This window comes from Faecalibacterium intestinale (genome assembly GCF_040096575.1).
Classification (GTDB): Bacteria; Bacillota; Clostridia; order Oscillospirales; family Ruminococcaceae; genus Faecalibacterium; species Faecalibacterium intestinale.
This window is the reverse complement of the sequence record NZ_JBBMEN010000003.1, coordinates 60,556-87,296: the sequence shown is the minus strand read 5'-3', so window position 1 is coordinate 87,296 and position 26,741 is coordinate 60,556. Positions and strand designations below refer to the sequence as shown.

16 protein-coding genes and 1 other annotated feature are annotated in these 26,741 nt (G+C 50.5%); of the genes, 13 read left to right on the top strand and 3 right to left on the bottom strand.

Going from position 1 to position 26,741, the window contains the following annotated elements; translation table 11 throughout:
* The first annotated feature begins 7 nt into the window (after nucleotides 1–7).
* The 9 genes from brxC to WMO20_RS14520 are packed head-to-tail and all read left to right on the top strand — an operon-like array spanning nucleotide 8 to nucleotide 18,901.
* A complete protein-coding gene (gene brxC / locus WMO20_RS03670; protein ID WP_349185887.1) occupies nucleotides 8–3,661 on the top strand; it encodes a BREX system P-loop protein BrxC in 3,654 nt (1,217 codons plus the stop codon).
* A 10-nt stretch (nucleotides 3,662–3,671) separates the two neighbouring features.
* Nucleotides 3,672–4,493, top strand: a complete 822-nt coding sequence (locus tag WMO20_RS03665; protein ID WP_117554515.1) for a S1 family serine peptidase — start codon at nucleotides 3,672–3,674, stop codon at nucleotides 4,491–4,493.
* A gap of 13 nt (nucleotides 4,494–4,506) precedes the next feature.
* On the top strand, nucleotides 4,507–8,319 hold the full coding sequence (gene pglX, locus WMO20_RS03660; protein WP_349185886.1) for a BREX-1 system adenine-specific DNA-methyltransferase PglX: 3,813 nt from the start codon (nucleotides 4,507–4,509) through the stop codon (nucleotides 8,317–8,319).
* Between the two features lie 59 nt (nucleotides 8,320–8,378).
* Complete coding sequence (locus WMO20_RS03655) at nucleotides 8,379–10,058, top strand: hypothetical protein (protein ID WP_349185885.1); 1,680 nt, start codon at nucleotides 8,379–8,381, stop codon at nucleotides 10,056–10,058.
* A 10-nt stretch (nucleotides 10,059–10,068) separates the two neighbouring features.
* Nucleotides 10,069–12,591 (top strand): BREX-1 system phosphatase PglZ type A, encoded by a 2,523-nt coding sequence (pglZ, locus tag WMO20_RS03650; RefSeq protein WP_349185884.1) that lies wholly within the window; start codon nucleotides 10,069–10,071, stop codon nucleotides 12,589–12,591.
* A 33-nt stretch (nucleotides 12,592–12,624) separates the two neighbouring features.
* Entirely contained in the window at nucleotides 12,625–14,727 is a 2,103-nt protein-coding gene (gene brxL, locus WMO20_RS03645; protein ID WP_435387754.1) for a protease Lon-related BREX system protein BrxL, read from the top strand.
* A 15-nt stretch (nucleotides 14,728–14,742) separates the two neighbouring features.
* Nucleotides 14,743–16,521: a GmrSD restriction endonuclease domain-containing protein gene (locus WMO20_RS03640; RefSeq protein WP_349185882.1), complete on the top strand. Its 1,779-nt coding sequence runs from the start codon at nucleotides 14,743–14,745 to the stop codon at nucleotides 16,519–16,521.
* A gap of 39 nt (nucleotides 16,522–16,560) precedes the next feature.
* Nucleotides 16,561–18,675, top strand: a complete 2,115-nt coding sequence (locus WMO20_RS03635) for a DEAD/DEAH box helicase (protein WP_349185881.1) — start codon at nucleotides 16,561–16,563, stop codon at nucleotides 18,673–18,675.
* 34 nt (nucleotides 18,676–18,709) lie between these two features.
* Nucleotides 18,710–18,901: a DUF7695 domain-containing protein gene (locus WMO20_RS14520; RefSeq protein ID WP_423240875.1), complete on the top strand. Its 192-nt coding sequence runs from the start codon at nucleotides 18,710–18,712 to the stop codon at nucleotides 18,899–18,901.
* A 147-nt stretch (nucleotides 18,902–19,048) separates the two neighbouring features.
* Here the strand turns inward: WMO20_RS14520 and WMO20_RS03630 are convergent, their stop codons facing one another.
* Together WMO20_RS03630 and WMO20_RS03625 are read right to left on the bottom strand one after the other, a co-directional pair.
* A complete protein-coding gene (locus WMO20_RS03630; RefSeq protein WP_349185880.1) occupies nucleotides 19,049–19,855 on the bottom strand; it encodes an AIM24 family protein in 807 nt (268 codons plus the stop codon).
* 564 nt (nucleotides 19,856–20,419) lie between these two features.
* Nucleotides 20,420–21,364, bottom strand: a complete 945-nt coding sequence (locus tag WMO20_RS03625; protein WP_349185879.1) for a bile acid:sodium symporter family protein — start codon at nucleotides 21,362–21,364, stop codon at nucleotides 20,420–20,422.
* A 107-nt stretch (nucleotides 21,365–21,471) separates the two neighbouring features.
* Nucleotides 21,472–21,731 (bottom strand) — a binding site (T-box leader).
* 237 nt (nucleotides 21,732–21,968) lie between these two features.
* Here WMO20_RS03625 and WMO20_RS03620 point away from each other — a divergent pair.
* Entirely contained in the window at nucleotides 21,969–22,445 is a 477-nt protein-coding gene (locus WMO20_RS03620; protein ID WP_349185878.1) for a hypothetical protein, read from the top strand.
* A gap of 279 nt (nucleotides 22,446–22,724) precedes the next feature.
* A complete protein-coding gene (locus WMO20_RS03615; protein WP_349185877.1) occupies nucleotides 22,725–22,937 on the top strand; it encodes a hypothetical protein in 213 nt (70 codons plus the stop codon).
* Between the two features lie 73 nt (nucleotides 22,938–23,010).
* On the opposite strand, the gene WMO20_RS03610 is transcribed toward WMO20_RS03615, so the two are convergent.
* On the bottom strand, nucleotides 23,011–23,856 hold the full coding sequence (locus tag WMO20_RS03610) for a MurR/RpiR family transcriptional regulator (RefSeq protein WP_349185876.1): 846 nt from the start codon (nucleotides 23,854–23,856) through the stop codon (nucleotides 23,011–23,013).
* A 487-nt stretch (nucleotides 23,857–24,343) separates the two neighbouring features.
* Here WMO20_RS03610 and WMO20_RS03605 point away from each other — a divergent pair, with 487 nt between their 5' ends.
* Complete coding sequence (locus WMO20_RS03605; protein ID WP_349185875.1) at nucleotides 24,344–25,699, top strand: extracellular solute-binding protein; 1,356 nt, start codon at nucleotides 24,344–24,346, stop codon at nucleotides 25,697–25,699.
* Between the two features lie 131 nt (nucleotides 25,700–25,830).
* Nucleotides 25,831–26,727, top strand: a complete 897-nt coding sequence (locus WMO20_RS03600; protein ID WP_256266809.1) for a carbohydrate ABC transporter permease — start codon at nucleotides 25,831–25,833, stop codon at nucleotides 26,725–26,727.
* Nucleotides 26,728–26,741: the final 14 nt, after the last annotated feature.

The following is a 26,741-nucleotide window of genomic DNA, read 5'->3' as shown; positions in this document are numbered from 1 at the left end:
AGTAGCTATGCAGATCAAGGAGATGTTCCGTAAGGAGATCGACCGTGAACTTCAGGGTGTTATCGTAGTCGGTCAGGGCGCAGAGACCAATGTTGCACAGGAACTGGAAGAGTATGTGGTGACTCGTGAACTGCAGCGGCACTTTGCGGATTTTTTTGCGGCTTATAAAAAAGGTATTCTGGGCACCACACCGAAAATGGGTGTATGGATCTCCGGCTTCTTTGGAAGCGGTAAATCTCACTTTCTGAAGATCCTGTCCTATCTGCTGGAAAACAAGCAGGTGGGCGATAAGCACGCACTGGATTTCTTCATCGACGATAAAAAGATCACGAACCAGATGGTTCTGGCAGATATGAAGTTGGCAGCAGACACGCCAACGGATGTGATCCTGTTCAATATCGACTCCAAAAGCGAATCCAACAGCAAGGAGAACAAGGATGCCATCGTGAACGTGTTCCTGAAGGTGTTCAACGAGATGCAGGGCTTCTGCGGCTCCATGCCCTACCTTGCGGATCTGGAACGCCACCTTGCTGAGGCGAACCAGCTTGCTGCGTTCAAGGAAAAATTTGAGGATGCCTATGGCGATGCGTGGGAGGATTCCCGGCAAGACTTTGATTTTATTCAGGACACCGTTGTGGAGGTTCTGGTGGATATGGGCATGAGCGAGCCCGCCGCCCGCAACTGGTGCGAAAAGGCAATGGAGCCCTACCAGATCAGCATCGAGGACTTTGCCAAGCGTGTGAAGGCTTATCTGGATAAGAAGGGCAGCAACCACCATGTTGTCTTTCTGGTGGATGAGATCGGTCAGTATATCGGCGATGACTCCAAGCTGATGCTGAACCTCCAGACAGTGACCGAGGAACTGGGCAAGGAATGTCAGGGCAAGGCGTGGGTCATTGTGACCTCTCAGCAGGATATCGACTCCATCACTAAGGTGAAGGGCAACGATTTCTCCAAGATTCAGGGACGCTTTGACACCCGTTTGTCCCTGTCTTCTGCAAACGTGGATGCCGTTATCAAAAAGCGTATTCTGGAAAAGACCGACACCGCAGCCCAGAGCCTGCGGCTGATCTACGACCAGAAGGGCACCATCATCAAGAACCTCATTGTTTTCAACGACGGTGTGGAGAAAAAGCTGTATGCCAATGCGGAGGATTTTGCAGAGGTGTACCCCTTTGTGCCCTATCAGTTCAACCTTCTGGCAAGTGTGCTGACCAGCATCCGTACCCACGGTGCATCCGGTAAGCATCTGTCCGAGGGTGAGCGCTCTATGCTGGCACTGTTCAAAGAGTCTGCCATGCAGCTGATGAACGAAGAAACCGGTGCCATCGTGCCGTTCCATAAATTCTACGATGCACTGGAAAACTTCCTTGACCACAGCCACAGCAGCGTGATCATTCGTGCCTATGATAACAGCTACATCAACCCGGAAAAGAAGGAAAAGGACGTCTTTGCCATCAACGTGTTGAAGACCCTGTTCCTGATCAAATATGTGGTGGAGATCGAGGCAAATGTGGACAACATCACCAGCCTGATGATCTCCAACATCGACGATGACCGCCTTGCTCTGAAAGCAGAGGTAGAGGAAGCCCTGAAGGTGCTGATGCGCCAGATGTTGATCCAGAAAAACGGCAGCGTCTATGTGTTCCTGACCGACGAGGAGCAGGAGATCAACAACGAAATTGAAAAAGAAAACGTGGAGATGCCGGAAGTCCTTACCAAGATCGCTGAGATGATCTTTGAGGACATCTTCCCCAGCAAAAAGTACCAGTATCCGGCATTCGGCGGACGGTACACCTTCCCGTTCAACCAGATGGTGGATGACCGTCCCTACAAGGCAAACCAAAGCTACGACATCGGGCTGCGTGTGCTGACCCCGTGGTATGAGGGTGGTGTGGAGGACTCTACCCTGCGGATGATCTCCGGGCAGGGCAAGGAAGTGCTTGTGGCACTGCCCAACGATGACTCCTTCCTGACCGAAATGCGCGCCTACCTGAAGATCGAGCGCTTCCTGCGTAAGAATACCTCGGTACAGCTTGCAAAGTACGAGGCCATCAAGGAAGCAAAGCGGGTGGAGATGCGGGAACGCAACAGCAACGCCAAGCTCTACCTGACCGAGGCACTGAAGGATGCTACCATCTATGTAAACGGTGATGTGCTGCGTACCTCCGGCAAGGAAGTGAACAGCCGCATCAACGAGGCAATCGGTCGTCTGGTGCAGACGGTCTACCATAAACTGTCCTACATTACCGCCCCCATGGGCGAGACCGACATCCGCAAGCTGTTCCGCAGCAGCAACCAGCTCTCCCTCACCTTGGAGGACAGCTCTGAGGCAAATGTCCATGCGTTGGATGACGTTCTGCAATTTATCGGCGGCAACTCCCGGATGCACATGAAGACCTCCATGAAAACCATCAAGGATCGGTTCATGAAAGCTCCCTACGGCTTTGTGGAGGACGATGTGCAGTGGCTGGTGGCACGGCTGTTCAAACGGGGCGACCTTGCCTTTACGGTGAACGGCGAAAGTGTGAACGCCAACAATCGCACCGAGGAAGAGCTTGTGGGCTACATCACCAAAAAGCAGTTTGTGGACAAGCTGCTGATGGAAGTCCGTGTCCGGGTGCCGGAAAAGCAGAAAAAGGCTGTCCGCACCATTATGAAGGAGCTGTTCAACGTGACCCCGACCGCAGAGGATGAGGACACCATGATGAGCGAGTTCCGGCGCTATTGCGAGCGTACCATTACTTCCATCGACCGGCTGGAACCCCGGTATCAGCTTTACGCCTACCCCGGCAGGCAGGTCCTTGCCGAGGGCAAAAAGCTGATGAGCAGCCTGCTGCAGATCAATGCTCCGCTGGAATTTTTCAAGGAAGTCAGCGACGGGCAGGACGAGCTGCTGGATTTTGGCGAGGACTTTGAGCCGGTGCAGAAATTTTTCAGCCCCAACAGCGAGCAGGAGCAGATCTTCCGCCGTGCACTGGATATGCTGGGCATTTACGATGACAGCAAGACCTATATCGTGAACACCGCACTGGAAGATGTTGTCCGGCAGATGCGCAGCATCGTGGGCATGAAAACACCCTACCGTGAGATCCCCAAGCTGCCGGAGCTGCGGGAAAAGTTCATGTCCCTGTACAACGAGATTCTGGAGGAGCAGTCGGCACCGGTGGTAAAAGCCATCAAGGACGACCGCAACCGTGTGCTGGAGGTGCTGAACGACAAGCCCTACAAGGACGCAAAGCACCGTGGTTACATGGAGCGGTTCGAGGAGCTGTTGGACGGTGCCGTACACTGCAACAATGTGTCGGTGCTGCGCAGCTATCAGGATAAGTCCGATGCGCTGAAGATCCGCCTGCTGAACGAGATGGTGGACGAGGACAACCGCTTGGCACAGCAGGCACTTGCACAGGCAGAAGCGGAACAGAAGCGTCTTGCAGAGGAAGCCCGCAAGCGTGGCGAGACCGTCACCGTGCCGCAGCCGAAGGTCCAGCAACCTACCGTCAAGGTGCGCACCACTAAAAATCTCTCCATCAAAACGGTGGCACGGGCAGCGTCCTGGCGGCTGGAAAGTGCAGAGGATGTGGATAAATATCTGGATGCCCTGCGGCAGAGCCTGCTGAAGGAACTTGCCGATGATTCGATCGTGAATGTGGAACTGTGAGGTTGATTTTATGAAACCTGAAAGTATTGCGGAACAAACACTATATAATACTGTACGCTTAGAAACATTAGACGGTGGTTCCGGAACTGGTTTTTTCTTTAATTTTGAGATTGATGGGAAGAGCATTTTGATGCTTGTTACAAATAAGCATGTAGTGAATAATAACCCGAATGAAACCATGCGCTTTGAACTTCACCTGATGGGCGATGATCATGGAGATTCCGGCGAGAATTATTTGGTAACATATCAAACACAGTGGTTATTTCATCCTACGCATGATTTGTGCGCTACATTTACCAAGCCACTATTCGATGAAGTTTATCGTAGAACTGGAAAACGAGTCTTTTGCCGTATAAACGAAGAAAACTTGATTTGCGATGAAGAACATTTGAAAGAGTTAGATGCACTAGAAAGCGTTTTAATGGTTGGTTATCCACGTGGGTTGTGGGATGAAATTCACAATTATCCGTTGTTTAGAAAGGGGTTTACTGCGAGTCATCCGGGGTACGATTTCAATGAAAGAAGTATAGGTGTTGTTGATATGGCATGCTTTCCTGGCTCATCGGGATCACCTATCTTTATTCTAGATCAAAATGGCTATACAGATAAAAAAGGAACACATTATATTGGAAAAAGTAGGTTTATCCTTTTAGGTGTATTATTTCAAGGACCAACAATTGGAGTCAACGGCGATATATCTGTGGTTGATGTTCCAACACAACAAAGAGCAATCGTTCAATCGCGGATGATGATGAATTTAGGTTATTACATTAAATCATACGAGCTTTTGGCATTTAAGCCGATGCTTAAGAAATTTATTGATGGTGAGTAACGGAGACACAACCATGAACAAAACAGCCATTAAAAACTTTGCCATCTGGGCACGGAACAAGCTGATTGCAGATATCTGTTACCGTGCCGGACTGATGGGCATTACTGAAAAGGGCATTGCAGACCCTCTGCCCCAGAGCACGCTGGATGCCCAGTTCTACGATATTGGTGCAGCGGAGCCTTATCTGGTTGCAGGCGAGGCCATCAAGCAGAGGCGGCAGCTTGTGAGCGCCATCCGGGAGAAGGAGGCCGACACCGATTACGCTACCGCCTACCAGTACATCATGGAGGAAGTGGCGTATACATGGTTCAACCGCCTGATTGCTGTGCGGTTCATGGAGGTCAACGACTATCTGCCCTCCCACCTGCGGGTGCTTTCCTCCGAGAGTGGTAAGGTGGAGCCGGATCTGGTCACCACCCCCTTTGATGCCGAGCTACCCTTTACCGCCGAGGAAGAAGCCCAGATCATCCAATGGAAGCAGGACAACAAACTGGATGAGCTGTTCCGCTTTTTGTTCATCAAGCAGTGCAATGCGCTGAATGAGATCCTGCCCGGTCTGTTTGAAAAGACCACCGACTACACCGAAGTCCTGCTGAACCTTTCAGTGGTGGATCAGGAGGGCGTGGTGTACAAGCTGACCCACGACATCCCGGAAAAGGACTTCAACATCGAGCAGGGCGGTCAGGTGGAGATCATCGGCTGGCTGTACCAGTACTACAACACCGAGCCCAAGGCGGCCGCCTTTGCCAAAAACGGCAAGATCACCAAGGAAGAGATCCCGGCGGTGACTCAGTTGTTCACACCGGATTGGATCGTCCGCTACATGGTGGAAAACAGCCTTGGACGCCTGTGGCTGGAGGGTCACCCGGACAGCGACCTGCGGAAGAACTGGAAGTATTATCTGGACGAAGCCCCGCAGGAGCCGCAGGTGCAGGCAAAGCTTGCAGAAATTCGTAAAGAGTACGCCGCCCTGAACCCGGAGGACCTGACCCTCATCGACCCCTGCATGGGTTCCGGCCATATTCTGGTGTACGCCTTTGACGTGCTGATGCAGATTTATACCAGCGTGGGCTACTCCGAGCGGGATGCCGCCAAGAGCATTCTGGAACACAACCTCTACGGTCTGGACATTGACGACCGTGCCTATCAGCTTGCCTATTTTGCCGTGATGATGAAGGCACGGCAGTACAACCGCCGCATCCTCAACGGCGAAAACACCTGCCACGTCCACGCCATTCAGGAAAGCAACCCCATCAACCGGGCTCACCTCAAGTTTTTTGGGGCGGGCCTTTCGGACTTGGAAAAGAACACCGCCAAAATGCAGTTGGAGGGTCTGCTGGATATCCTGACCGATGCCAAGGAATACGGCTCCATCCTCAATGTACCGGAGTATAACTGGGCATTGCTGCGCCGGTTTGTGGATGGCATTGACGATGAGGTGCAAATTTCTCTGGAAAGCGCCGGTGTGGAGCAGACCGCCGAGGAGTTGGCAAAGCTCATCGACCTTGGCGAAACTATGGCACGAAAGTATTGGGTTACCTGCACGAATCCGCCGTATATGCACAAAAAATCTATGGATGAAAAGCTGAACTCATATTTAATCGAAAATTATCCAGATGTACGGAATGACTTGTATGGGGTCATCGTGGATAAAGCGAATGATTTGTGCAGAAGTAATGGATATTATTCGTTAATTGTTCAAAATGGGGTAATGTTTTTGACTGGTTTCCAGGTCTTGAGAGAAAAAATGCTAAACAATCAAATCGTTAGTTTAATACATCTCGGGGCTCGCGCTTTTGATGAAATTGGAGGAGAAGTTGTACAAACTTGTACATTTACTATTAGAAAATCAGCGAATATTTCAAACTATAGAGGGTTATATAAACGATTAACAGCTTATGTTGGTGAGAAAGAAAAAGAAACAGCTTTTCACGGCACAGATAATGACTATGTGAGCAGGCAAGAATCTTTCTATAAAGTCAGTGGTTTCCCTTTTGCTTATTGGTTGAAGGAACCTGTTCTTGATAGTTTTGAAAAAACAGCGTTGTCTGAATTCGCAGAGCCACGGCAGGGATTATCCACTTCGGATAATGATCGATTTCTTCGTTTGTGGTTTGAAACGCAAATGGATAACATTACCTTTAACTGCTGTTCACATAAAGAATCGACTGATTGTGACAAAAAGTGGTATCCATATAATAAGGGAGGTTTATATCGGAAATGGTATGGAAATGCTGCGTATGTGATCAATTGGAAAAATGATGGAAAAGAATTGCGAGAATGGGCTGAATGGCTTAACAAACATCGAACTCCAATGGGAAGATTAGTTAGCAAAGAATACTATTTTCGCGAAGGAATGTCATGGTCGGCTTTGACGACAGGAGACATTTCTTTTAGATATACTCCCAGAGGATATTTGTTTGATTCAAAAGGACCAATGTGTTTTGCTCTCAAAAAGGATACCTTTTGTTATATCTTTGGCTTCTTAAACAGTCGAGTAGCAATGATGTTCTTGGAACTGCTTTCGCCAACGCTGGATTTCAATCAAGGTCCCATTCGCAAGCTGCCCTTTATTTTAAATGGTCAAAAAAAGCATCAAATAGACAGCCTTGTTGAAACTAATGTTGAGATTTCAAAGGTAGATTGGGATTCCTTTGAAACCTCTTGGGACTTTATCACCCACCCCCTTGTGAGCATGAGCAAGGGTTTATGGGATGCTACCAGTACAGCTGCTGCTATGGACTACTTTTATGGCTACTTGCCGGAGGCAAGCTGCCCGCTGGAAATTTGCTATTTGCTGTGGCAGGGCCAGTGCAAGGAGCGCTTTGAAAAGCTGAAAGCCAACGAGGAAGAACTGAACCGCATTTTTATTGATATTTACGGTTTGCAGGATGAACTGACCCCGGAAGTGGAAGAGAAAGATGTGACCGTGCGCAAGGCAGATTTGCAGCGAGACATCAAGAGCCTGCTCAGCTATGCCGTGGGCTGTATGTTTGGCCGCTACTCGCTGGATGTGCCCGGGCTTGTGTTGGCTGGTCAGCCCTTTGAGGAGAAGTTTGTCCACGCCAGCAATGCTGTGACCGGAACTGGCGTTTTGGGTGCACCGGGTTTGCTGCGTGCGCCGGGCGCACTGTACCTCCGCACCGAGGATGGCGTAAAACAGTGCACCTTTGCCCCGGATGTGGACAACGTGATCCCCATTACGGACGAGGAGTATCTGGAGGACGATATCATTGCCCGCCTGTGCGACTGGCTGAAGGTGGTGTACGGTGCGGATACGCTGGAAGCGAACCTGGATTACATTGCCAAGGCACTGGGCAATAAGGGCACCACCAGCCGGGAGGTCATCCGCAATTACTTTGTGAACGATTTCTTCAAGGATCACTGCCAGACCTACTCGGTCACCGGCTCCGGCAAGCGCCCCATCTATTGGCTGTTCGACAGCGGCAAGCAGAACGGCTTTAAGGCACTGGTCTACCTCCACCGCTACACCCCGGATACCATCGGCACCCTGCGTGTGGATTACCTGCACAAGATGCAGCGTGTGTACGAATCCGAGATCAACCGGATGCAGGACATGATGGACCACACCACCAACGCCCGCGAAGCTGCTGCCGCCGCCAAGCGCAAGGACAAGCTGACCAAGCAGTTGAAGGAGTGCCGGGACTACGACGAAAAGATCAGCCATCTGGCGCTTTCCCGCATTGCGCTGGACCTCGATGACGGCGTAAAGGTGAACTACCGCAAACTCCAGACCGCCGCCGATGGCAAGTTCTACGAGGTGCTGGCGGATAGCAAGAACATCATGGTGAAAGAGAAGAAATAACGACCAGAACTTCAACATTGAAAAGGTTGTCTATTATTGACTAGACGAGGTGGGTCAAAATGGAAATAAATCATTTGAGATATGAGGCGGTTGCAGAATATAGTTCTGTATTTGGACATCCATTAGACGATTCATCGCTAATAGATAAGCTGTCACACATCAGTTGTCAGAAAATACTTGCAATACTATCACGGTTTTCCTGTTTACATATTGCTGTCTGTAACGGTGATGATGCTGCAATGAAGTTGAATGATTATCTACGATTCATACATTCTGTACATATAGATGATTTGGGTGGCAATAAGTACATATATAATCAATTCAGGTTTATTATGTGTTCACAATCTATTTTTGTGCTTGATAAATGGGCAATAAAATACTGCCCGGTAAGCACAAATGCAGAGCCGATAACACAGAAAGATGTTTGCCTGATAATGGATTTGTTGCTTGTTGTCAATGACAAGCTGCCCAAGAGTGAAGTTGAAGGAAATGAGACAGAGTATCTTTACCTGATGCTGTATCATAACACGCACAAGGCGATAAAAAATGAGATTGCACGGTCTTATTATGTGTTTTCTAAACTTGCATATGAAGATAACGAAACATCCTCTTGGTTAAAGCAATACGAGGAAAAGTGTGGTTTTTCACTGGAACAGCGGTTGGCTGTATTGACAAATTCGTTGGCACATATGCTTCCCCGCTATACGCTTCCGGACTTTTTCAGCGGAGTATATACTACAGTCAATGGATTTAATGCACAAGGTCTTTCTCCCGTGTACGACAAAGTAATGGAAACGGTTCGGGCAGACAGGAAAACGATAAGGAGCGGGCTTCGACGAGATTTAGAGCAAGTATGGGATTTTGAACCGTTTTATAGATACCCGTTTATAAAAATCAAAGACGAACAAATTGCCTTTTCTGTTGATAGCATATTGTATCAGTTATGGGAAGGCCTTTATTGGAATGTTCGCTATACGTTGCAAAGAGATGATGGCGTGGAGTTTATGACGGATTTCGGCAAACCATTTGAACATTATATTCAAGAAATATCTCGCGAAAGCGCAAATCGGTCTGGAAAAATAGTCCGATATCAAAATGAATTTCTTTATCGATACGAAGGCAATCAGAAAGCATCAACTGACTGTTATCTTCGTGTAAATGACGTTTTGGTTGCGGTTGAAGCTAAAGCTAAGAGCCCGCACTCGGATACAATTTCTGGAGTTGCACACGAGGCGATTGAAACAGAAGTTAACGAATTAATGGTTGCACCTATCGAACAAGCTGCGAAGCGTTTGAAGGAAATCACTTCGGAAAAAGCAGAAATTACTGATGGTGAAAAACAGTTCTTTGAAGGAATTGAACGTACTATAATTTTGTCCGTAAGCATGGAAAAAGTTCAGCCTGTTGGAAAACTACTTTATGAGTTTGATGAGAGAGTAAAGGAAACTATTTCTGGAACAAATGTTGTTGCATATCATAATGTCAGCATTCAAGATTATGAAGTAATCTGCGGCTTAATTGAGGACTATCCAGAAGAGGTATCAGCTATTTTACTGAGATGGTTTGAAGATCAAAGAAAAGATTCTCGAAGTGTAGTTGTTTTATCGAATTTCTTACACACATTTAACAAGAAATATAGATGCTCGGAATATGTATCTCTTTTATTTGACCGGGCATTTGAAGAAATAATAAAAAGAACTTTTGAGAAACCAACTACATTGGATACACTTCAACAATGAGGTATAGAACGTGGCCGAATTAAATCTAAAACAAATCATAGACCGCCTGAATGCGGAATTTACCGGTGACACCCGCAAGCTGGTATTCTGGTACGATGACAAGGCGGACTTTGCCGAGGATATGGAGAATGTAGAACTGGAAAATGCAAAAATCTACCATCTCCAGCCAGATAACCAGTTTTATACCAAATACTTTTTGGAACGGGTGGATACCACCACGAATTACCTGATCTATGCGCCGTTCCCAAAGCCTGATGTAAGGGATAACCACTTGGAGGATACCATGCTGTACTCCAAGCGGTTCTTTGCCGACCGTGCTTCTCTGCTATCGGTTGACCTTGGTATTGAGGAAAAGTATAAGCCTATCCTCGAAAAGCACATCAAGTTCTTTGCCGATAAAAAGCGCACCCAGCGGTTCTACGATCTGGAGATCGAGAACTTCAACGAGGAAAACATCCTCACCGGACTGCTCAGTGCCATCTGCAAAGCACGCACCTGCTCCTTTGAGGAGGTGGTGCGTGTCGTGCTCACCGAGGGCAGCCTGTCGGAGAATGTCTACTTGCAGCAGTTTGAACAGTACGACCTGCTGCCGTCCTTCTGGCGGTTGTGCGAGCAGCATTTTGGCTATACGGACGTAAAGCCTACGCTGGAACGGCTGCTGGTGACCCTTTTCGTCACCTATACCGCCCGCTATGTGCAGACGGAGCTGCCTGCGGCGTGGAAGTCCTTTGTGTCCTACAAGGCAGGCAACATCATTGCCTTCCTCGACAGCCTGATGAACAGCGTCCTCTACCGGGATAAGTACGATGAACTTTCGGATCATGTGGCAAAGGGGCTGAACGTCTATCAGGCGTTCTCTGGCTGCCGTGCCGATGATCTGGTGGAGTGCGATACCTTCCTTGCAGTGGATCAGGTGCTGGTCAAGTGGCTGATGGGGCGGCTCCTTGCCGAGGATACCGGGGCAAAGCTCAACGAGCAGACCATTCCGGAGGTGTGCGAAAAGCGTGCCAAGATGCACTTTGGCAGAAAGACCGACAAGACCTACCAGTTGCTGCAAAGCGCCTATTGCATGGTGCAGGCGGCAAACTATCGCAGCGCCGAGGGCTTCAAAGCCATTGTGGACCGGTATCTGTCCGCAGATCATCAGATAGACCAGCAGTACCGGAAGTTCTACTTCTATTACGACAAGCTGGAAAACACCGAAGCCTTTGAACCGCTGCGGGAACTGGTGGAGAACATCTACACCAACGAATATCTTGCCACCCTTCTCCCGGCATGGAACGAGGGGCTCCGGCAGGAGGAAGCTTTGGCAGTGCTGCCCTTGCAGCGAGATTTCTACAATGCCAACCTGCGCTACGCCAAGGAGCGTACCGTGGTCATTATCTCCGATGCCATGCGGTATGAGGTAGGGCAGGAGCTTTTTGCCCGGATGCAGGATGACCCCAAGTGCTCGGCGCAGTTGAGCGTGCAGTTGGGCGTGCTGCCCTCCTACACCCGGCTGGGCATGGCTGCGCTTCTCCCGCACCGCACGCTGGAAATGACCGATGACTTTCAGGTTCTGGTGGATGGCACCCTCTGCGATACGCTGGCAGGGCGTCAGCAGGTGCTGCAAAACTATGTGCCGGACAGTGTCTGCATCCAGTTTGACGAGATCAAGAGCATGAAGGTGGCAGACCTGCGGGATGTCCTTACCAAGCGGCAGGTCATCTATGTGTACCACAATCAGATCGATGCCCGTGGCGACAAGCCCAACACCGAGGATGAGGTGTTCAACGCCTGTGAGGAAGCCGTGCAGGAGATCATGGATCTGATCCGCCGCATCAATGGTAGCGGAAACACCCATCACTTTATCGTAACGGCAGACCACGGCTTTATCTATAAGCGAGATAAGCTGTCCGAGAGCGAGAAAATCGCAGGCAAGAGCATGGAAAATGCTTTTGTCAACCGCCGCTTTGTGGTGTCCGCTGCTCCGCTTCAGGATGACGGCATCGGGCACATGAGCATGGGCGCAGTACTGGGCAATCAGGATGCCAAGGTGGTTTCCTACCCGGTCAGCAGCAACGTGTTCAAGGTTGCTGGCGGCGGTGCCAACTACGTCCACGGCGGCTCCTCGCCGCAGGAGATGCTGGTGCCAGTGCTGGATATCAAAATGGAGCGTGGACATCAGGAGACCAAGAATGCAGAGATCGCACTGGTCAGCATTCTCCACAAGATCACGAATCTGATCACCTCCATGGATTTTGTCCAGTCGGAAGCCGTCAGCGATACTGTGAAACCGGCAAAGTACCGGGTGTTCTTTATCTCGGAGGACAACGAGAAGATCTCCAGCGAAAACACCTATGTGGCAGACAACCGGGAGCTTAGCGCACAAAAGCGCATTTTCCGGCTGCGTTTTACCTTTAAGAACAAGAAGTACGACAAGGATAAGCAGTATTATCTTGTGGTCTATGATGAGGATACAGGTCTGGAACAGTGGCGCCATCCGGTGATGATGGATATTGCTTTTGCAGACGATTTTGGCTTTGGATTCTAACAAAAAGGAAGGCGGGTACACCGTATGCTAATGATGGATCAGGCAGCAGAGGGAAACCGGGAAGAACTGCGCCGGAAACTGCGGGAAAACTTTGATGGTCGCATCGTCCGCAAGGATCTGACCAAAAAGATCAAGGAAGGTGCCAACGTACCGGTCTATGTGCTGGAGTTTCTGCTGGGGCAGTATTGCAGTTCGGACGATGAGGAGATCATCGAGCAGGGCGTGCAGAACGTAAAGCATATTCTGGCGGACAACTTTGTGCGCCCGGATGAGGTGCAGAAGGTGCTTTCTCAGTTGCGTCGGAACGGCAGCCACACCATTATCGATATGGTGACCGTGCATCTGGACATCAAGAAAGACTGCTTCTTTGCAGAGTTTTCCAATCTGGGACTCTCCAATGTGCCCATTACGGACGACTACCCGGAAAAATATGACCGTTTGCTTTGTGGTGGCATCTGGTGCATCGTTCAACTGGAATATGAATCCGAAGGTGACAGCAGCTTTGGTATTGAAGATCTTGACAGCGAACCCCGGCAGAAAAAGCAGAAGGATGTTTCGCCTATCAGCATCCGCAAGCTGACCCCCATCCAGATGCCCCATATCGACATTGAGGAAGTGCGCGCTGGACGTAAAGCCTTCACGCAGGACGAGTGGATGGATGTAATGCTGCGTTCTTGCGGTTATGAGCCGGAGCAGTTGAACCAGCGGGAGAAATGGCTCCTTTTGGCTCGTATGCTGCCGCTGGTGGAGAACAACTTCAACCTCTGCGAGCTTGGTCCTCGCAGCACCGGTAAATCCCACATCTATAAGGAAATCAGCCCTAACAGCATTCTGGTGTCCGGTGGACAAACGACTGTGGCAAACCTGTTCTACAACATGGGACGAAAGACCGTTGGTTTAGTGGGTCTGTGGGACTGTGTGGCTTTTGATGAGGTTGCTGGTATCAAGTTCAAGGACAAAGACGGCATCCAGATCATGAAGGACTATATGGCTTCCGGCTCCTTCGCCCGTGGCAAAAAGGAAAAGGCAGCCTCGGCCTCGATGGTCTTTGTGGGAAATATTAACCAGAGCGTGGATGTGCTGCTAAAAACCTCCAGCCTGTTTGACCCGTTCCCGCCTGAAATGGGAACAGACACTGCATTTTTGGATCGCTTGCATTGTTACATTCCCGGCTGGGAGATCCCAAAATTCCGCCCGGAGCATTTCACCAACGACTACGGTTTCATCACGGATTATCTTGCTGAATTTATCCGGGAACTGCGTAAGGAGCAGTACGGCGATGCACTAGATAAGTATTTCCGCCTTGGTAAAAATCTGAACCAGCGCGATACGATTGCAGTGCGTAAGATCGTAGGCGGCTATGTAAAGCTGCTGTACCCGGATGGTGAGTTTACCAAAGAGCAACTGGAGGAAATCCTTGTCTTTGCGCTGGAAATGCGCCGTCGAGTGAAAGAACAACTGAAAAAGCTGGGTGGTATGGAGTTCTATGATGTGAATTTCAGCTACATTGATCTGGATACCTTTGAAGAAAAGTTTGTGTCGGTTCCCGAACAGGGTGGCGGTAAGCTGATCCCGGATGGAATGTGCAATCCGGGACAGATCTACACTGTTTCGCGTGGAAAAAGCGGCATGATTGGTGTGTTCCGGTTGGAAAGCCAGATGTTGCCGGGCAGCGGAAAGTTTGAACGCACCGGTCTTGGCAGCGACCGTGACTGCAGAGAATCCACCAACACAGCCTTTAACTTCCTGAAAGCAAATGGAAACCGCATCAGCGGTGGCATCAGCACGGCATCTAAGGACTACATCATCAACTATCAGGATCTTCAGGGCATCGGTATGACAGGAAAGCTGGCACTGCCCACCTTGATTGCATTGTGCAGCATTGCCCTTGGTCGTCCCACGGTCAGTACCCTTGCAGTTCTGGGCGAGATCAGCATCAGTGGAACGATCTTGAAGGTAGATGAGCTTGCAAACAGCCTGCAGGTCTGCCTCGATAGCGGTGCAAAGAAGGTTCTGCTGCCGATTTCAAGTGCCGTTGATCTGGGGACTGTTCCACCGGAATTGGTGGGTAGCTTCAATCTGATCTTCTACAGCAGCGCAGAGGATGCGGTGTTTAAAGCACTTGGTGTGGAGTGAAGAAAGGCGTGCTCTATGAAAACGAATGATAGAAAAATCACAGACCTGATGGCCACAATCCATACAGGAAAAACGCAACTTCCTGATTTTCAAAGAGGCTGGGTATGGGATGATGGTAGGATAAAAGCACTGATTGCAAGTATTACAAATGGTTATCCTGTCGGTGCAGCAATGTTTCTGGAATACGGTAATGAGAGTATTCACTTCAAATCACGAGTTGTTGAAGGGGCGCCTTCTGCAGACAAGGCGATACCTGATGAACTTATTCTGGATGGACAACAAAGACTGACATCTGTCTATTCTTCACTTTTTAGTGAGAAGGCAGTTAGAACAAGAACAGACAAAGGGCAAGAAATAGAACGCTTTTACTATATTGATATGGCCAAAGCTGTTAACAGCACGATTGACCGGGTGGATTCGATTATTTCGGTTCCTAAGGATCGGAAAATAACTTCAGATTTTGGTCGAAAGGTTGAGCTGGATCTTTCGTCGGCATCTCAGGAATACGCTCAGAACGTGTTCCCGCTAAACATTATTCTTGATCCGAGCAAATACAGCAAGTGGCAAATGGACTATATGCAATATCATCAGTACGATTCAAATGCTGCAAAATTGTATATGGACTTTCTCTCCAAAGTAATTGTTCCGTTGGGGCAGTATACGATTCCAGTGATTACATTGGACAAGGATACCCCCAAGGAGGCGGTTTGTCAGGTCTTCGAAAATGTCAATACAGGTGGGGTGTCGCTTACTGTATTTGAGCTGGTTACTGCCATTTTTGCAATGGATAATTTTGAACTACGCAAGGATTGGGAAGAAAGACAGAAAAAATATTTCAGTGACGACATTCTTTCAGTGACCTCTGCGACGGATTTCCTGACGGCTTGTACTCTGTTATCTTCGTATAAAAAAGGCGGGACCGTGAGTTGCAAAAAGAAAGATGTGCTGAATCTGACGCTGGCGGAATACCAACGCTATGCAGATGATTTGACGGAAGGCTTTGTGGAAGCGGAAAAAATATTACAGGAAGAACGGATCTTTTCTAGTAAAGACCTGCCATATACGACGCAGTTGATTCCACTTGCAGTTCTTTGCACGTTGCTGGCAGACCATAACCGCATCAAAACAACGAGCGTAAAAGATAAAATAAAACAATGGTATTGGTGCGGTGTCTTTGGCGAAATGTATGGAAGCGCAAATGAAACACGCTATGTGTACGATGTGGTGGGAGTAATGGCGTGGTTGGAAGATGCGTGTAAAACTCCTAAAACGGTTCAGGAGTTTTATTTTAACCCGGTGCGCTTGCTATCCTTGCAATCAAGATTGAGTGCCGCCTATAAAGGTATTATGGCACGGATCTTGAAGAATCAGTGCAAAGATTTTATCAGTGGTCGTGAAATGGACTTTACGGTTTATAAAGCAGAGAGCATAGATATTCACCATATATTTCCACGAGATTATTGTGAGAAAAAAGGTCTGCCGCGTGCAAAATGGAATTCTGTTGTGAATAAGACACCTATTACATATTCTACAAACCGTGAAATTGGCGGAGTAGCACCAAGCCAATATCTGACCAAGATTGAGAAGAAAGGTCAAGTAGAACCAGATATACTGGATGGCTATCTTAAGACACATTTGATCGATACGGGCGATATCCGCGCGGATCGGTTTGATGATTTCTTCATCAAGCGTGCAACTGCTATTTTGAATGAGATTGAAAAAGCGACTGGCAAATCGATTTCCGGCCGTGACAGTGATCTCGTAATTCAGGACTTTGGTGGAGCACTACTATAATCTGTGAGAATAAAGCATGTCTGAATTTAGGAGGCCACCATGGAGCCAATGAAAGCAATCAGTGTCAACAGCCGTGCGGAGGAGCTGTTTGTGCAGCTTTTCTGTGAGGCTTTTGGCCCGGAAAAGACCGAAAATCTGCAGGTCCAGTACCCCTGCGTGGACATCTATGGTCGGCACCGCTATATCGACTTTGCGCTGGAATCGCCTGAATCTAAGATTGCAATCGAAATTGACGGTGAGACCTACCACAACCCGAGCAAGGTGTCCGAAAACAAGTATGCCGATGACCTCTTGAAGCAGAACAGCCTGATCTATGACAACTGGAAAGTATACCGTTGGATTTACAGCCAGTTGGAAAAGCAACCGGAAAAGGTCAAGGATGAGCTGATTACTTTCTTAGGCACCAGCCCTATATTCAAGGCTTTTGAAGCGGACCTGCCGGTTCAGATGGGGCAGACCATCGAGCTTCGGGATTACCAGCAGGAGGCTACCGAGAATCTGCAGAAAATGCGAGAGGACGGCAAGACCATTGCGCTACTGTACCATGCGACCGGCGTTGGAAAAACCATCACGGCTGCAACGGATGCCAAGGCAGTGGGCGGACGCACGCTATTTCTGGTCAACGCCCTGAAGCTGGCATCTCAGGCAAAAGAGACTTTCGCCAAGGTCTGGTCGGAAGCGACTTTGGGGGAGTACACCGGAAGCCAGAAGGATATGACCCAGACGGTCTTTTTTGCAACGGTGCAGAGTATATCCAAGGATCTGGAAAAGTTCTCGCCTACAGATTTTGACTACCTGATCGTGGACGAATGTCACCATGCGGCAGCCAACACCTACCAGAAGATTTTCACCTACTTCCACCCGAAGTTCATTCTGGGTCTGACCGCCACTCCGGAACGCAGCGATGGTGAAGATATGCTGGAGCTGTTCCAGAACGTTGCCCATAAAATGGATCTCAAAACTGCTGTAGAGCGTGGCGTTCTGGTGCCGATTCGCTGCATCCGGGTCAAGACCAACATCGACCTGACCGATGTACGGATCAACGGCATCAAATACAATTCGCAAGATCTGGAAAGTAAGCTGTTCATCCCGGAACGCAATCAGTTGATCGTTGACACTTATCTAAAGTACGTCAACGGCAAAAAGACAGTAATTTTCTGTGCCAGCGTAGACCATGCAGCCGAAATTGCAAAGTTGCTGCGAGATAGCGGCGTGAAGGCAGAAGCAATTTCCGGGCGGGATCGTGTGGAGGTTCGGGAAAAGATTCTGAAGGACTATGAAACCGGCTCGACCAATGTTCTCTGCGCCTGCGACCTTCTGAACGAAGGCTGGGACAGCCCGCATACCACGGTGCTGTTCATGGCGCGCCCGACCATGTCCAAAACGATTTATTTGCAGCAGCTTGGTCGTGGTACACGCCGCTGCCCGGGCAAAGAGGATCTGCTGGTGGTTGACTTTGTGGACAACGCTAATATGTTCAATATGCCCTACAGCCTGCACCGGGTGCTGGACATTGCAAAATATCAGCCCATGGCGAAGGATATGATCTCGCAGATCGAGTTCGTCCGGATGGTGGATGTACAGTCCGAGACGGTGGAACGCTACATTAAGGACGGAAAAGTCAAACCGGACCTTTCGATTCCCTTTGGTGATAAGCGGATGTTCCACTATTTCCGGGAGGAAAGCATCCGCAACATTGCGAAACAGTATGGCTGGGATCTCATTACGCCGCAGAATATGGCGGACAAGTTCATGAAATTTATCGAAACGATGGACATGAGCTATTCCTACAAGCCGGTGCTGCTCAAAGCAATCTATGAGTACATGGACAGCAGCGGCAGAGTTGCCCTGCCGGATGTGGTGGACTACTTCATCGACTTCTACGAGGACCGCAAGGCGCACGGGATGATCGCAGAGAAATCCACCAGCATTTATCAGAAGGGTGGCTATACCCGGAAAGATGTGGAGAAGAACATCCTCTCCAATCCCTTCAAGCGCTTTGAGGATATGCGATTCTTGATGCGCTGCAAGGACGTGGAGACTATCGAGGTAAACCCGATCATTTTCCGCAAGCTCACACGGGAAGATTGGCTGCATATTGTGGATGTCTGCGATAAGAGCCTTGAAAAATACTATTTGCGGCTCAAAAAATGATATGAACTTCGATAATTGACTGCGGGTGACGTGCATGATGAAAATAGTGAGAAATATGATTCGGTGTAAAAAGTGCAGGGACGTTATTGAAAGCTGCACTGTACATGATTTCAAATTTTGTTCTTGCGGATCGTGTGCAGTCGATGGCGGGCATGAGTATCTCCGTAGGTGTGGAAACCCGGAAGACTGGGAAGAATTATCTGAAACGCAAAGTGTAGATGATTGAAAATTAAGCTGAACACGGTCTTTGAAGCAGAAGTTCAGCGGCAAGCAAAAAAAAGCTCTTGGCCTCTATATTAAAGGCCAAGAGCTTTTTGCAAAGATAATGCTCTGAAGAAGTAAAACGGTGAAAGCAAGAAGAACAGGTGTTCAATTACTTTGCACTTTTTGCATGCGTTGCGCTAACCAGTGATTGAGAAGGCGTTAATGGAGCAAGCCATACTTTGCCAGTTCCCTTATAAACATTTACCAGACCCTCACCGGATGTGGCAGAACCAAGCAAGGTTTTTCCGGAACGTTCAACCGTAAAGCTGAGACTGCCGGACCAGCAAATCGCAAAGCTGCCATCAATTTTTAAAACGTCGTCTTGAAGGTCGATTTCTACGATTTCCGAACGGGGAACATTGCTTTCCAGTACACATACACCATTGCCAGCAAGCCGTAGATTGAAGAGTCCTTCATTTCCGAGTGCTGCAGAAGAAAGCGAGGAGCGTGCCTGAACCTCGTGCTTGACAGTGGATTCACAGGCCAGGAACATGCCGTCTTCCATTACAAGACCGCCTGTCCAGTCACCGACATTTTCGGTCAGAAGATATTTATAGGTGGGTTCGGTCACGAGCACACCCGTTCCGACGTACTCCGGCTTGATTGCGCTTTCTTTTGTGACGGAACTTTTTACCATTTTGCCTAAGAAGTCACCAACACCCTTCAACCCGGTGGTTGCTTGCACGTTGCCAACAATGTACTGCATTGCGCCCGCTTGGAGAACAAGCCCAACTTTTCCGTTGAGATTGGCAATGGCCTGTTTCCGTTTGACATTCATCTGGCTCATATAGTATTCTTCCATTGCATTGCAAGGCGCTACGGAGAAATCGACATTGTGCTCAACAATGGAGAAGATACCCTTCTGTTCGGTGACGATGTGACTTGTCTGATTTGCCAGATTGTTGATTTTAAACATAAGCAAATACCCCATTTCAAAGCAGATTTCGCATTTTTGTATGCAAGATTTGGTGTCCGTAAAAATGCTTAGATAAGTAGTCACAGTACAACTGAATAACTCCTTAAAATTCAGTGTATCATACGTCAACTGAAAATACTATCATCAAACCACACAAAACATTTGAGACTTTTTTGGCGAGGGGAGAGTATAGGAGTTGAAAGTTTGGCCAGTGAGAATATAAAAAACAGGTTGCTGATGCAAGTCGAAAAACTGCCGTTTGTAGCAGATCTGTAGCAAATTGATTCAATTTAACGAATTATCGTTCTAAAAACCGAAAAGCCATCATGCATCACACGCAGGGGGTCTGGGGTTCGAGTCCCTAATTCTCCACCAAACAGTTCGTACTCGAACCCGAGAGGGTTCGGGTGCGTTTTTTGTTTATCGGAGGATTTGCCTGCGCAACAGAGCGGCAAACAGGCAAAGGCAGGGCATCGCGCACGACACATATTATAAACAAAGCAGGGGCTGCTGCACAGGGAAGAAACCTTGTGCAGCAGCCCCTTATATTATATGTAGGAAGGATCAGTCTTTCTTCTCTGCGGTGCGGGCAAAGAAGTTGGCAAGGACAGCGCCGGAAATGTTATGCCACACCGAGAACACAGCGCCGGGGATGGTTGCCAGCGGATACTGTGCAAAGTGGACAGCGGCCAGAGAGGTGGCAAGACCGGAGTTCTGCATACCCACCTCGATGGAGATTGCGCGGCATTTGGTGGAATCCAGCTTCAGCAGCTTGCCCACGCCAAAACCGGTGAGGTAGCCCAGCAGGTTGTGCAGGATGACCACGGCAAGGATCAGCAGGCCGCTGGTCATGATCTTAGCGGAGTTGGCAGACACAACGGCGCAGATGATCAGCACGATGGCGGTAGTGGAGATCAGCGGCAGCACCCGGACGGCGTTCTGGGTGAAGGCGTGGAAGAAGTGGTTGACCACAAAGCCCAGTGCGATGGGAACCAGCACCACCTTGACGATGGACAGGAACATATTTACAGGGTTCACATCCACGCGCTGGCCGGCATACAGCAGGGTGAGCAGCGGGGTGAGGAAGGGTGCCAGCACGGTGGAAACGGCAGTCATGCCGACGGACAGCGCAACGTCGCCCTTGGAAAGGTAGGTCATCACGTTAGAGGAAGTGCCGCCGGGGCAGGTGCCCACAAGGATGACGCCGATGGCAAGCTCGGTGGGCAGGTGGAACAGCTGGGTCAGCGCCCATGCAAGGAAGGGCATCAGGGTGAACTGTGCAATGCAGCCGATGATCACGTCCTTCGGGCGGCTGAACACAACCTTGAAATCCTCCGGCTTCAGGGTAAGACCCATGCCGAACATGACGATGCCCAGCAGGGTGTTGACCCACGCGGTCTTTACCACGCTGAAGGGACCGGGGAACAGCAGCGCCAGCGCCGCCACCACAATGACGATGACGGCCATGTACTTGCCCACAAAATCGCTTACTTTTTCCAATGTTTTCATGATGATACTCCTTTTTCCTGAACACTTATTTTTGCGGATGTAAAGGCAATGAAACATCCGGGAAATGGCTTTCCCGCAAACAAAAACGCCTTTGTCCCTTACGGTTCGTAAGAGACAAAGGCGTATAAACTCCTCTGCGGTACCACTCTTATTGCCGGTGCAAAGCCCGGCCCCTCAGTGCGCATCCAACAATGCGCGGCTCGTGATAACGGAAGCCTGCCGTTCCCGCTTACTGGGGCGTATACACCGCCCATTCAGCAGAAAAGCTCGGAGAGGATCTTCCCACGGACGCCCTGCACTGCCTTGCACCAGCCGGCAGCTCTCTGCAGCATTCTTTCTGGGTACTCTTTCTCGTCATAGCCGAATATTTCACTGCCACGGAGTATACTCCCCCTAAAGGCGGAAGTCAAGGGATGCGGCCTGTCTGCTTTTTCACCTGATTCACATCAAAGGTGAACACAGCTCATGCGGTGCTGCCTTGACATGGGCTGCGCCGCGCAGCGCGGTGCAGCTTGCCAACTTTTTACAAATAAAGTAAAAACTGCCGTTTGCTATATAAAAGTAAATGATTAAGGCTGCTTTGCTAAAGAATACAACATGAAATATGAAAAATAACCGGACCACGACAGCAAGCACCAATGTGGAATATGTTGTTACCGCTTCTTACGAGTGGAGCGTACCTTCCAAGATTACATTTACAGACACAATCGCAGAAGTAGAAGCAAATGCGGATACCGGGGATACCCAGAAGGTGAAAGTTACAAAGAACATTATTCCGAACAAGAAGAAGCTACAAATCACCGTTAGCTCGACTACCACTAAAGAAGAGGGTGGCGTAACGAAATTCGCTATCAAAACAGATGAGGATGCCTACTTGATTTATGCAATCAAAAAAGGAACCACTTACGATGATGAAATTGCTGTGGGCGGTGAGGTCATGAGTGTTGATTCCGGTAAATATGCGGCAGATACCCCGCTGAAGTTTTTCTTGACAAAGGATACTGGTACAAATGTGTCCGAAAAAGCGGGCAGCTACTCTGGCGTAGTAGTCTTTACGGCACAGTTGGTTGCTGCCACCTAACCCACCCACCCAACCTGAATCAAACCTGAACCCAAAGGGGAGACGGGAGCTGTTCCCTCTCCCCTTTTTGGGCTTTACGGCAAACCAGACTCCCTCAGTCTGCTGCGCAGACAGCCCCCTCTGGGATGGGGCCCTTGGCAGAACGGGAAGGTTTCTGGCTAAAGCACAAAGCTTTCGGTTTCGCCAGAGACTCCCTCCCCGAGGGAGCAGTCAAAGCCGTCAGGCTTTGACTGAGGGAGTTCCCACCTCAAAAGCAGCCACCCCACACAAGGAGGACACATGATGAATCACTGTGCAAAAAAACTGCTGGGCCTTGCGTTTGCGCTGGCTCTGTGCCTTGCGGTGGGTGGAACTGCGCTTGCCCAAACGCCGGTATTTGCCGATGTGCCGGACGCCGCCTTTGATGCAGACCCCGACCCGCTGCCGGAGGAACTGGACGATGTCTTTAGCGTAGACCCCGGCGGGGACACGGACGCCCCGCTGCCGAGCTGACAAAACAAAAAGGTGAAGTGATCTTTTGGTCACTTCACCTTTTTTGCTTGCACGTTTTGCCGGAGACAACCGCTCAGAGCAGCTTTACAGCCAGCGCTTCGGTGGTGCGCTCCTGCGCTTCGGTGCTGCCGGGCTTGTCGTCCAGAATGTACCGCAGCACCAGCACCTCGGCCACATACAGCACTGCCACCTTGATGGGGATGCTGCCGGAGTCCAGCGGGCTTTCCTGTGCGCCGCACAGCAGCACAAGGTCTGCCAGCTTTGCGCCGGGGGAGTCCTCGTAGTGGGTGATCAGGATGACCTTTGCCCCGTTGGCCTTGGCGGTGCGCAGGGTCTCTATCAGGTCGCGGGTAGCGCCGGAGTAGGAGACGAACAGCACCACGTCCTGCTCGGTCATCAGGCTGGCAGCCATTACCTGCATATGGCTGTCGGCAACGGCGCGGAACTTGTTGGTGATGCAGGCAAACCGGGCGCAGATCTCGTTGGCGGCTGCCATGCTGCCGCCCTGTCCCATGCAGAACACCTGCCGGGCGCTATGCAGCAGCGCCACGGCCTGCTCCACCGCCTGCGGCGAAAGAGCGTTCTGGGTGCCGTTGATGGCGGTCATGAACAGCGCCGAAGCGTGCTCGCACAAAGTGGCGGTGTCGGCGTCCGGGGCGGGCTCCTGCTGGTTCACCAGCACGCCGGTGGCGTTGGCCTGTGCCAGCGCAATGCGCATTTCATGGTAGCCCTCAAAGCCCAGCGCCCGGCAGAACCGGAACACCGTGGCCTCAGCCACCTGACACTCTCTGGCCAGCGACGATATGGACAGATACTGTGCCTCTGCAGCGTGCTGCACCAGATATTCGGCCACCGTGCGGCCGGATCTTGTCAGGTCGCCCTGATGCTGCTGCAGCAGCTCCCAAAAATTCGTAGACATTCTTTTCCTTCTCCTGACTTGGGCCACCGGCGGGTGCCGGTGCCGTGTTCGTGCTTACCTTCTTATATAAAAGTATAAGAGAAACTGCGCCGCTGTGCAAGAGGCGTAATGACCACATTTTACCCGCCGCTTCTGTGCAGAGGGCACAGTTTTGGCAGAAAAAACGCTTCAAATTGTGAAAATGATTTTCATTTTTACAATTTGGACTCTGAAAGTTGTTTTCAATATAACAGCGGGAAGTGTACCGTTTTGTAACTATTTTGACAAGTGAAGTGTGCAAAATTATTGTGTTTTTTCTGATATCCCACAATTTTGTGCAGGCTGCTGGGTTTAAAAATGAAAATTCATGAAAAGAATGAATGGACAAAATGAAAATTATTTTCTATAATTAGGCTACAAACAACGGCTGCGGACACGAGCAGCCGCTACGAGCAAAACGGAGCACGATCCCTGATGGGTCGAAGAAGATGAACAAGGAGAATCTACCATGAAAAACTGCATTTCCCGCCGTTCGTTCCTGAAGGCTGCCGGTATTCTGGGCGCTGCCGGCGCACTGGCCGCCTGCGGCGGTTCCGCCTCCAGCAGCACTGCTGCTTCCTCCACCGCTTCCTCTGCTGCTGCTAGTGCAGCCAGCACCGGCGCAAGCATCAAGCTGTGGACATACCCCATCGGCGGCTGGGGCAATGACGATACCGTCCAGAACCTGATCTCCAGCTTCAACGCAAAGTACCCCGACATCAAGGTGACCGTGGAGTATCTGGACTACACCAACGGCGACGATCAGGTGAACACCGCCATCGAGGGCGGCAGCGCACCCGATCTGGTCATGGAAGGCCCCGAGCGTCTGGTGGCCAACTGGGGTGCCAAGGGCGTTATGGCTCCGCTGAACGATCTGTGGACCGATGACGCCAAGAAGGACATCTACGCTTCTGTAGAGTCTGCCTGCCACAACGAGAAGGGCGACTACTACGAGTACCCCCTGTGCATGACCGCACACTGCATGGCAGTGAACATGACCAAGGTCAAGGAAGTGGGCGCTGACCAGTACATTGATACCGACAAGCACACCTGGAGCACCGACGGCTTCCTCAAGACCGTGGACGCACTGTACAAGGGCGGCTACGAGAATGTGGCAGCCATCTACTGCAGCGGTCAGGGCGGCGATCAGGGCACCCGCGCCATCATCAATAATATGTACGGCGGCACCTTTACCGATGCAGCCCACACCAAGTACACCGCCGACTCTGCCGAGAACATCAAGGCCATTCAGGCTCTGTACGATGCAAAGGGCGTCAACTTTGATCCCTCCATCAACGGCGGCGAGGAGATCACCCTGTTCCGCAACGGCACCCTGCAGATGGCTTTTTGCTGGAACATTGCACAGCAGCTGAACGCTGACACCGCTGCCGCAGGCCAGACCATCAGCGGCGACGAGATCTTCCCCATGGCATTCCCCACCGAAAGTGGCGACCCGAAGCTGTGCGGCGGCATCTGGGGCTTCGGCATCTTTGATAACGGCGACGAGGCCAAGATCAAGGCTGCAAAGACCTTCATCGACTTTATTGCTGCCGACCCCTCTCAGGTCAAGGACAGCGTGCTGGCTTCCACCTACTTCCCCGTCCGCACCAGCGTGGGCGATATCTACGCCGGCAACGAGGTCATGAGCGAGTACAGCAAGTTCATGGGCTATCTGGGCGACTACTACCAGATCACCCCGGGCTGGACCACTGCCCGCACCGAGTGGTGGAATATGCTGCAGCGCGTGGGCTCCGGCGAAGCCGTCGAGACTGCCGTCAAGACCTTTGTGGACAACGCAAACGCAGCCGCTGCTGCCGAGGCATAAGCGCCAGTTTCTCTGAACTGCATCACAGCTGAACCGCAAGGCCCCTTCCTCCGGGTGAGGGAGGGGCCTTTTTACGGAAAAAACACTCTCAAACGAAAGGTCTGGTGATCCTCTTGGCTGCAAAGACGGCAATGAAAGAGCCCAAACGCAGCAGTGCGCTGGTACGGCGCGAAACCTTCGCCTCCTACTGCTTCCTGCTGCCCAGCCTGATCTTCTTTCTGGGCTTCGTCATCTACCCCATGATCCTCTGCGTGGTGACCAGTTTCTTTGACTCCACCATGAACCGCGCGGATATCTTTGTGGGTCTGGCAAACTACAAGACCCTGTTTGCCGACCCCATCTTCCTTGGTGCATTAAAGAACACCTTCGTCATCGTCATCGTGTCGGTGCCCATCACCTGCATCTTCTCGCTGTGGGTGTCCTCCGCCATCGTGGACCTGCCGGAGTGGGCGACAAGCCTTTTCCGCTGCGTGTTCTACCTGCCCGTGGTCACCGGCTCTGTCGCCGTTACCGTGGTGTGGAAGTGGATGTACAACAACTACTACGGCATCTTCAACTATCTGGGCAAGAGCCTTGGCATTCTGGACAAGAACATCAACTGGCTGGGTGACGAGCGGTTTGCACTGGGCTGTATCATCCTGATCTTGCTCACCACCTCCGTAGGTCAGCCCATCGTGCTGTACGTTTCGGCACTGGGCAACGTGGATCAGTCCATCGTGGAAGCTGCCGAGGTGGACGGCGCTACCGACTTCCAGTGCTTCTGGAAGATCAAGTGGCCCGCCATCATGCCCACCACCCTGTACATCCTGGTCATCACCACCATCAACTCCTTCCAGTGCTTTGCACTGATCCAGCTGCTGACCTCCGGCGGCCCCAACCACAAGACCGATACCATTATGTACTACATCTACTACACCGCGTTCAAGCAGTACAAGTACGGCTACGGCAACGCCATGGGCGTGGTGCTGGCGGTGATCATCGCCATTCTGTCTGCTGTCCAGTTCAAGCTGGGCAACAAGGATAATTAAGGAGGTGCGGAACA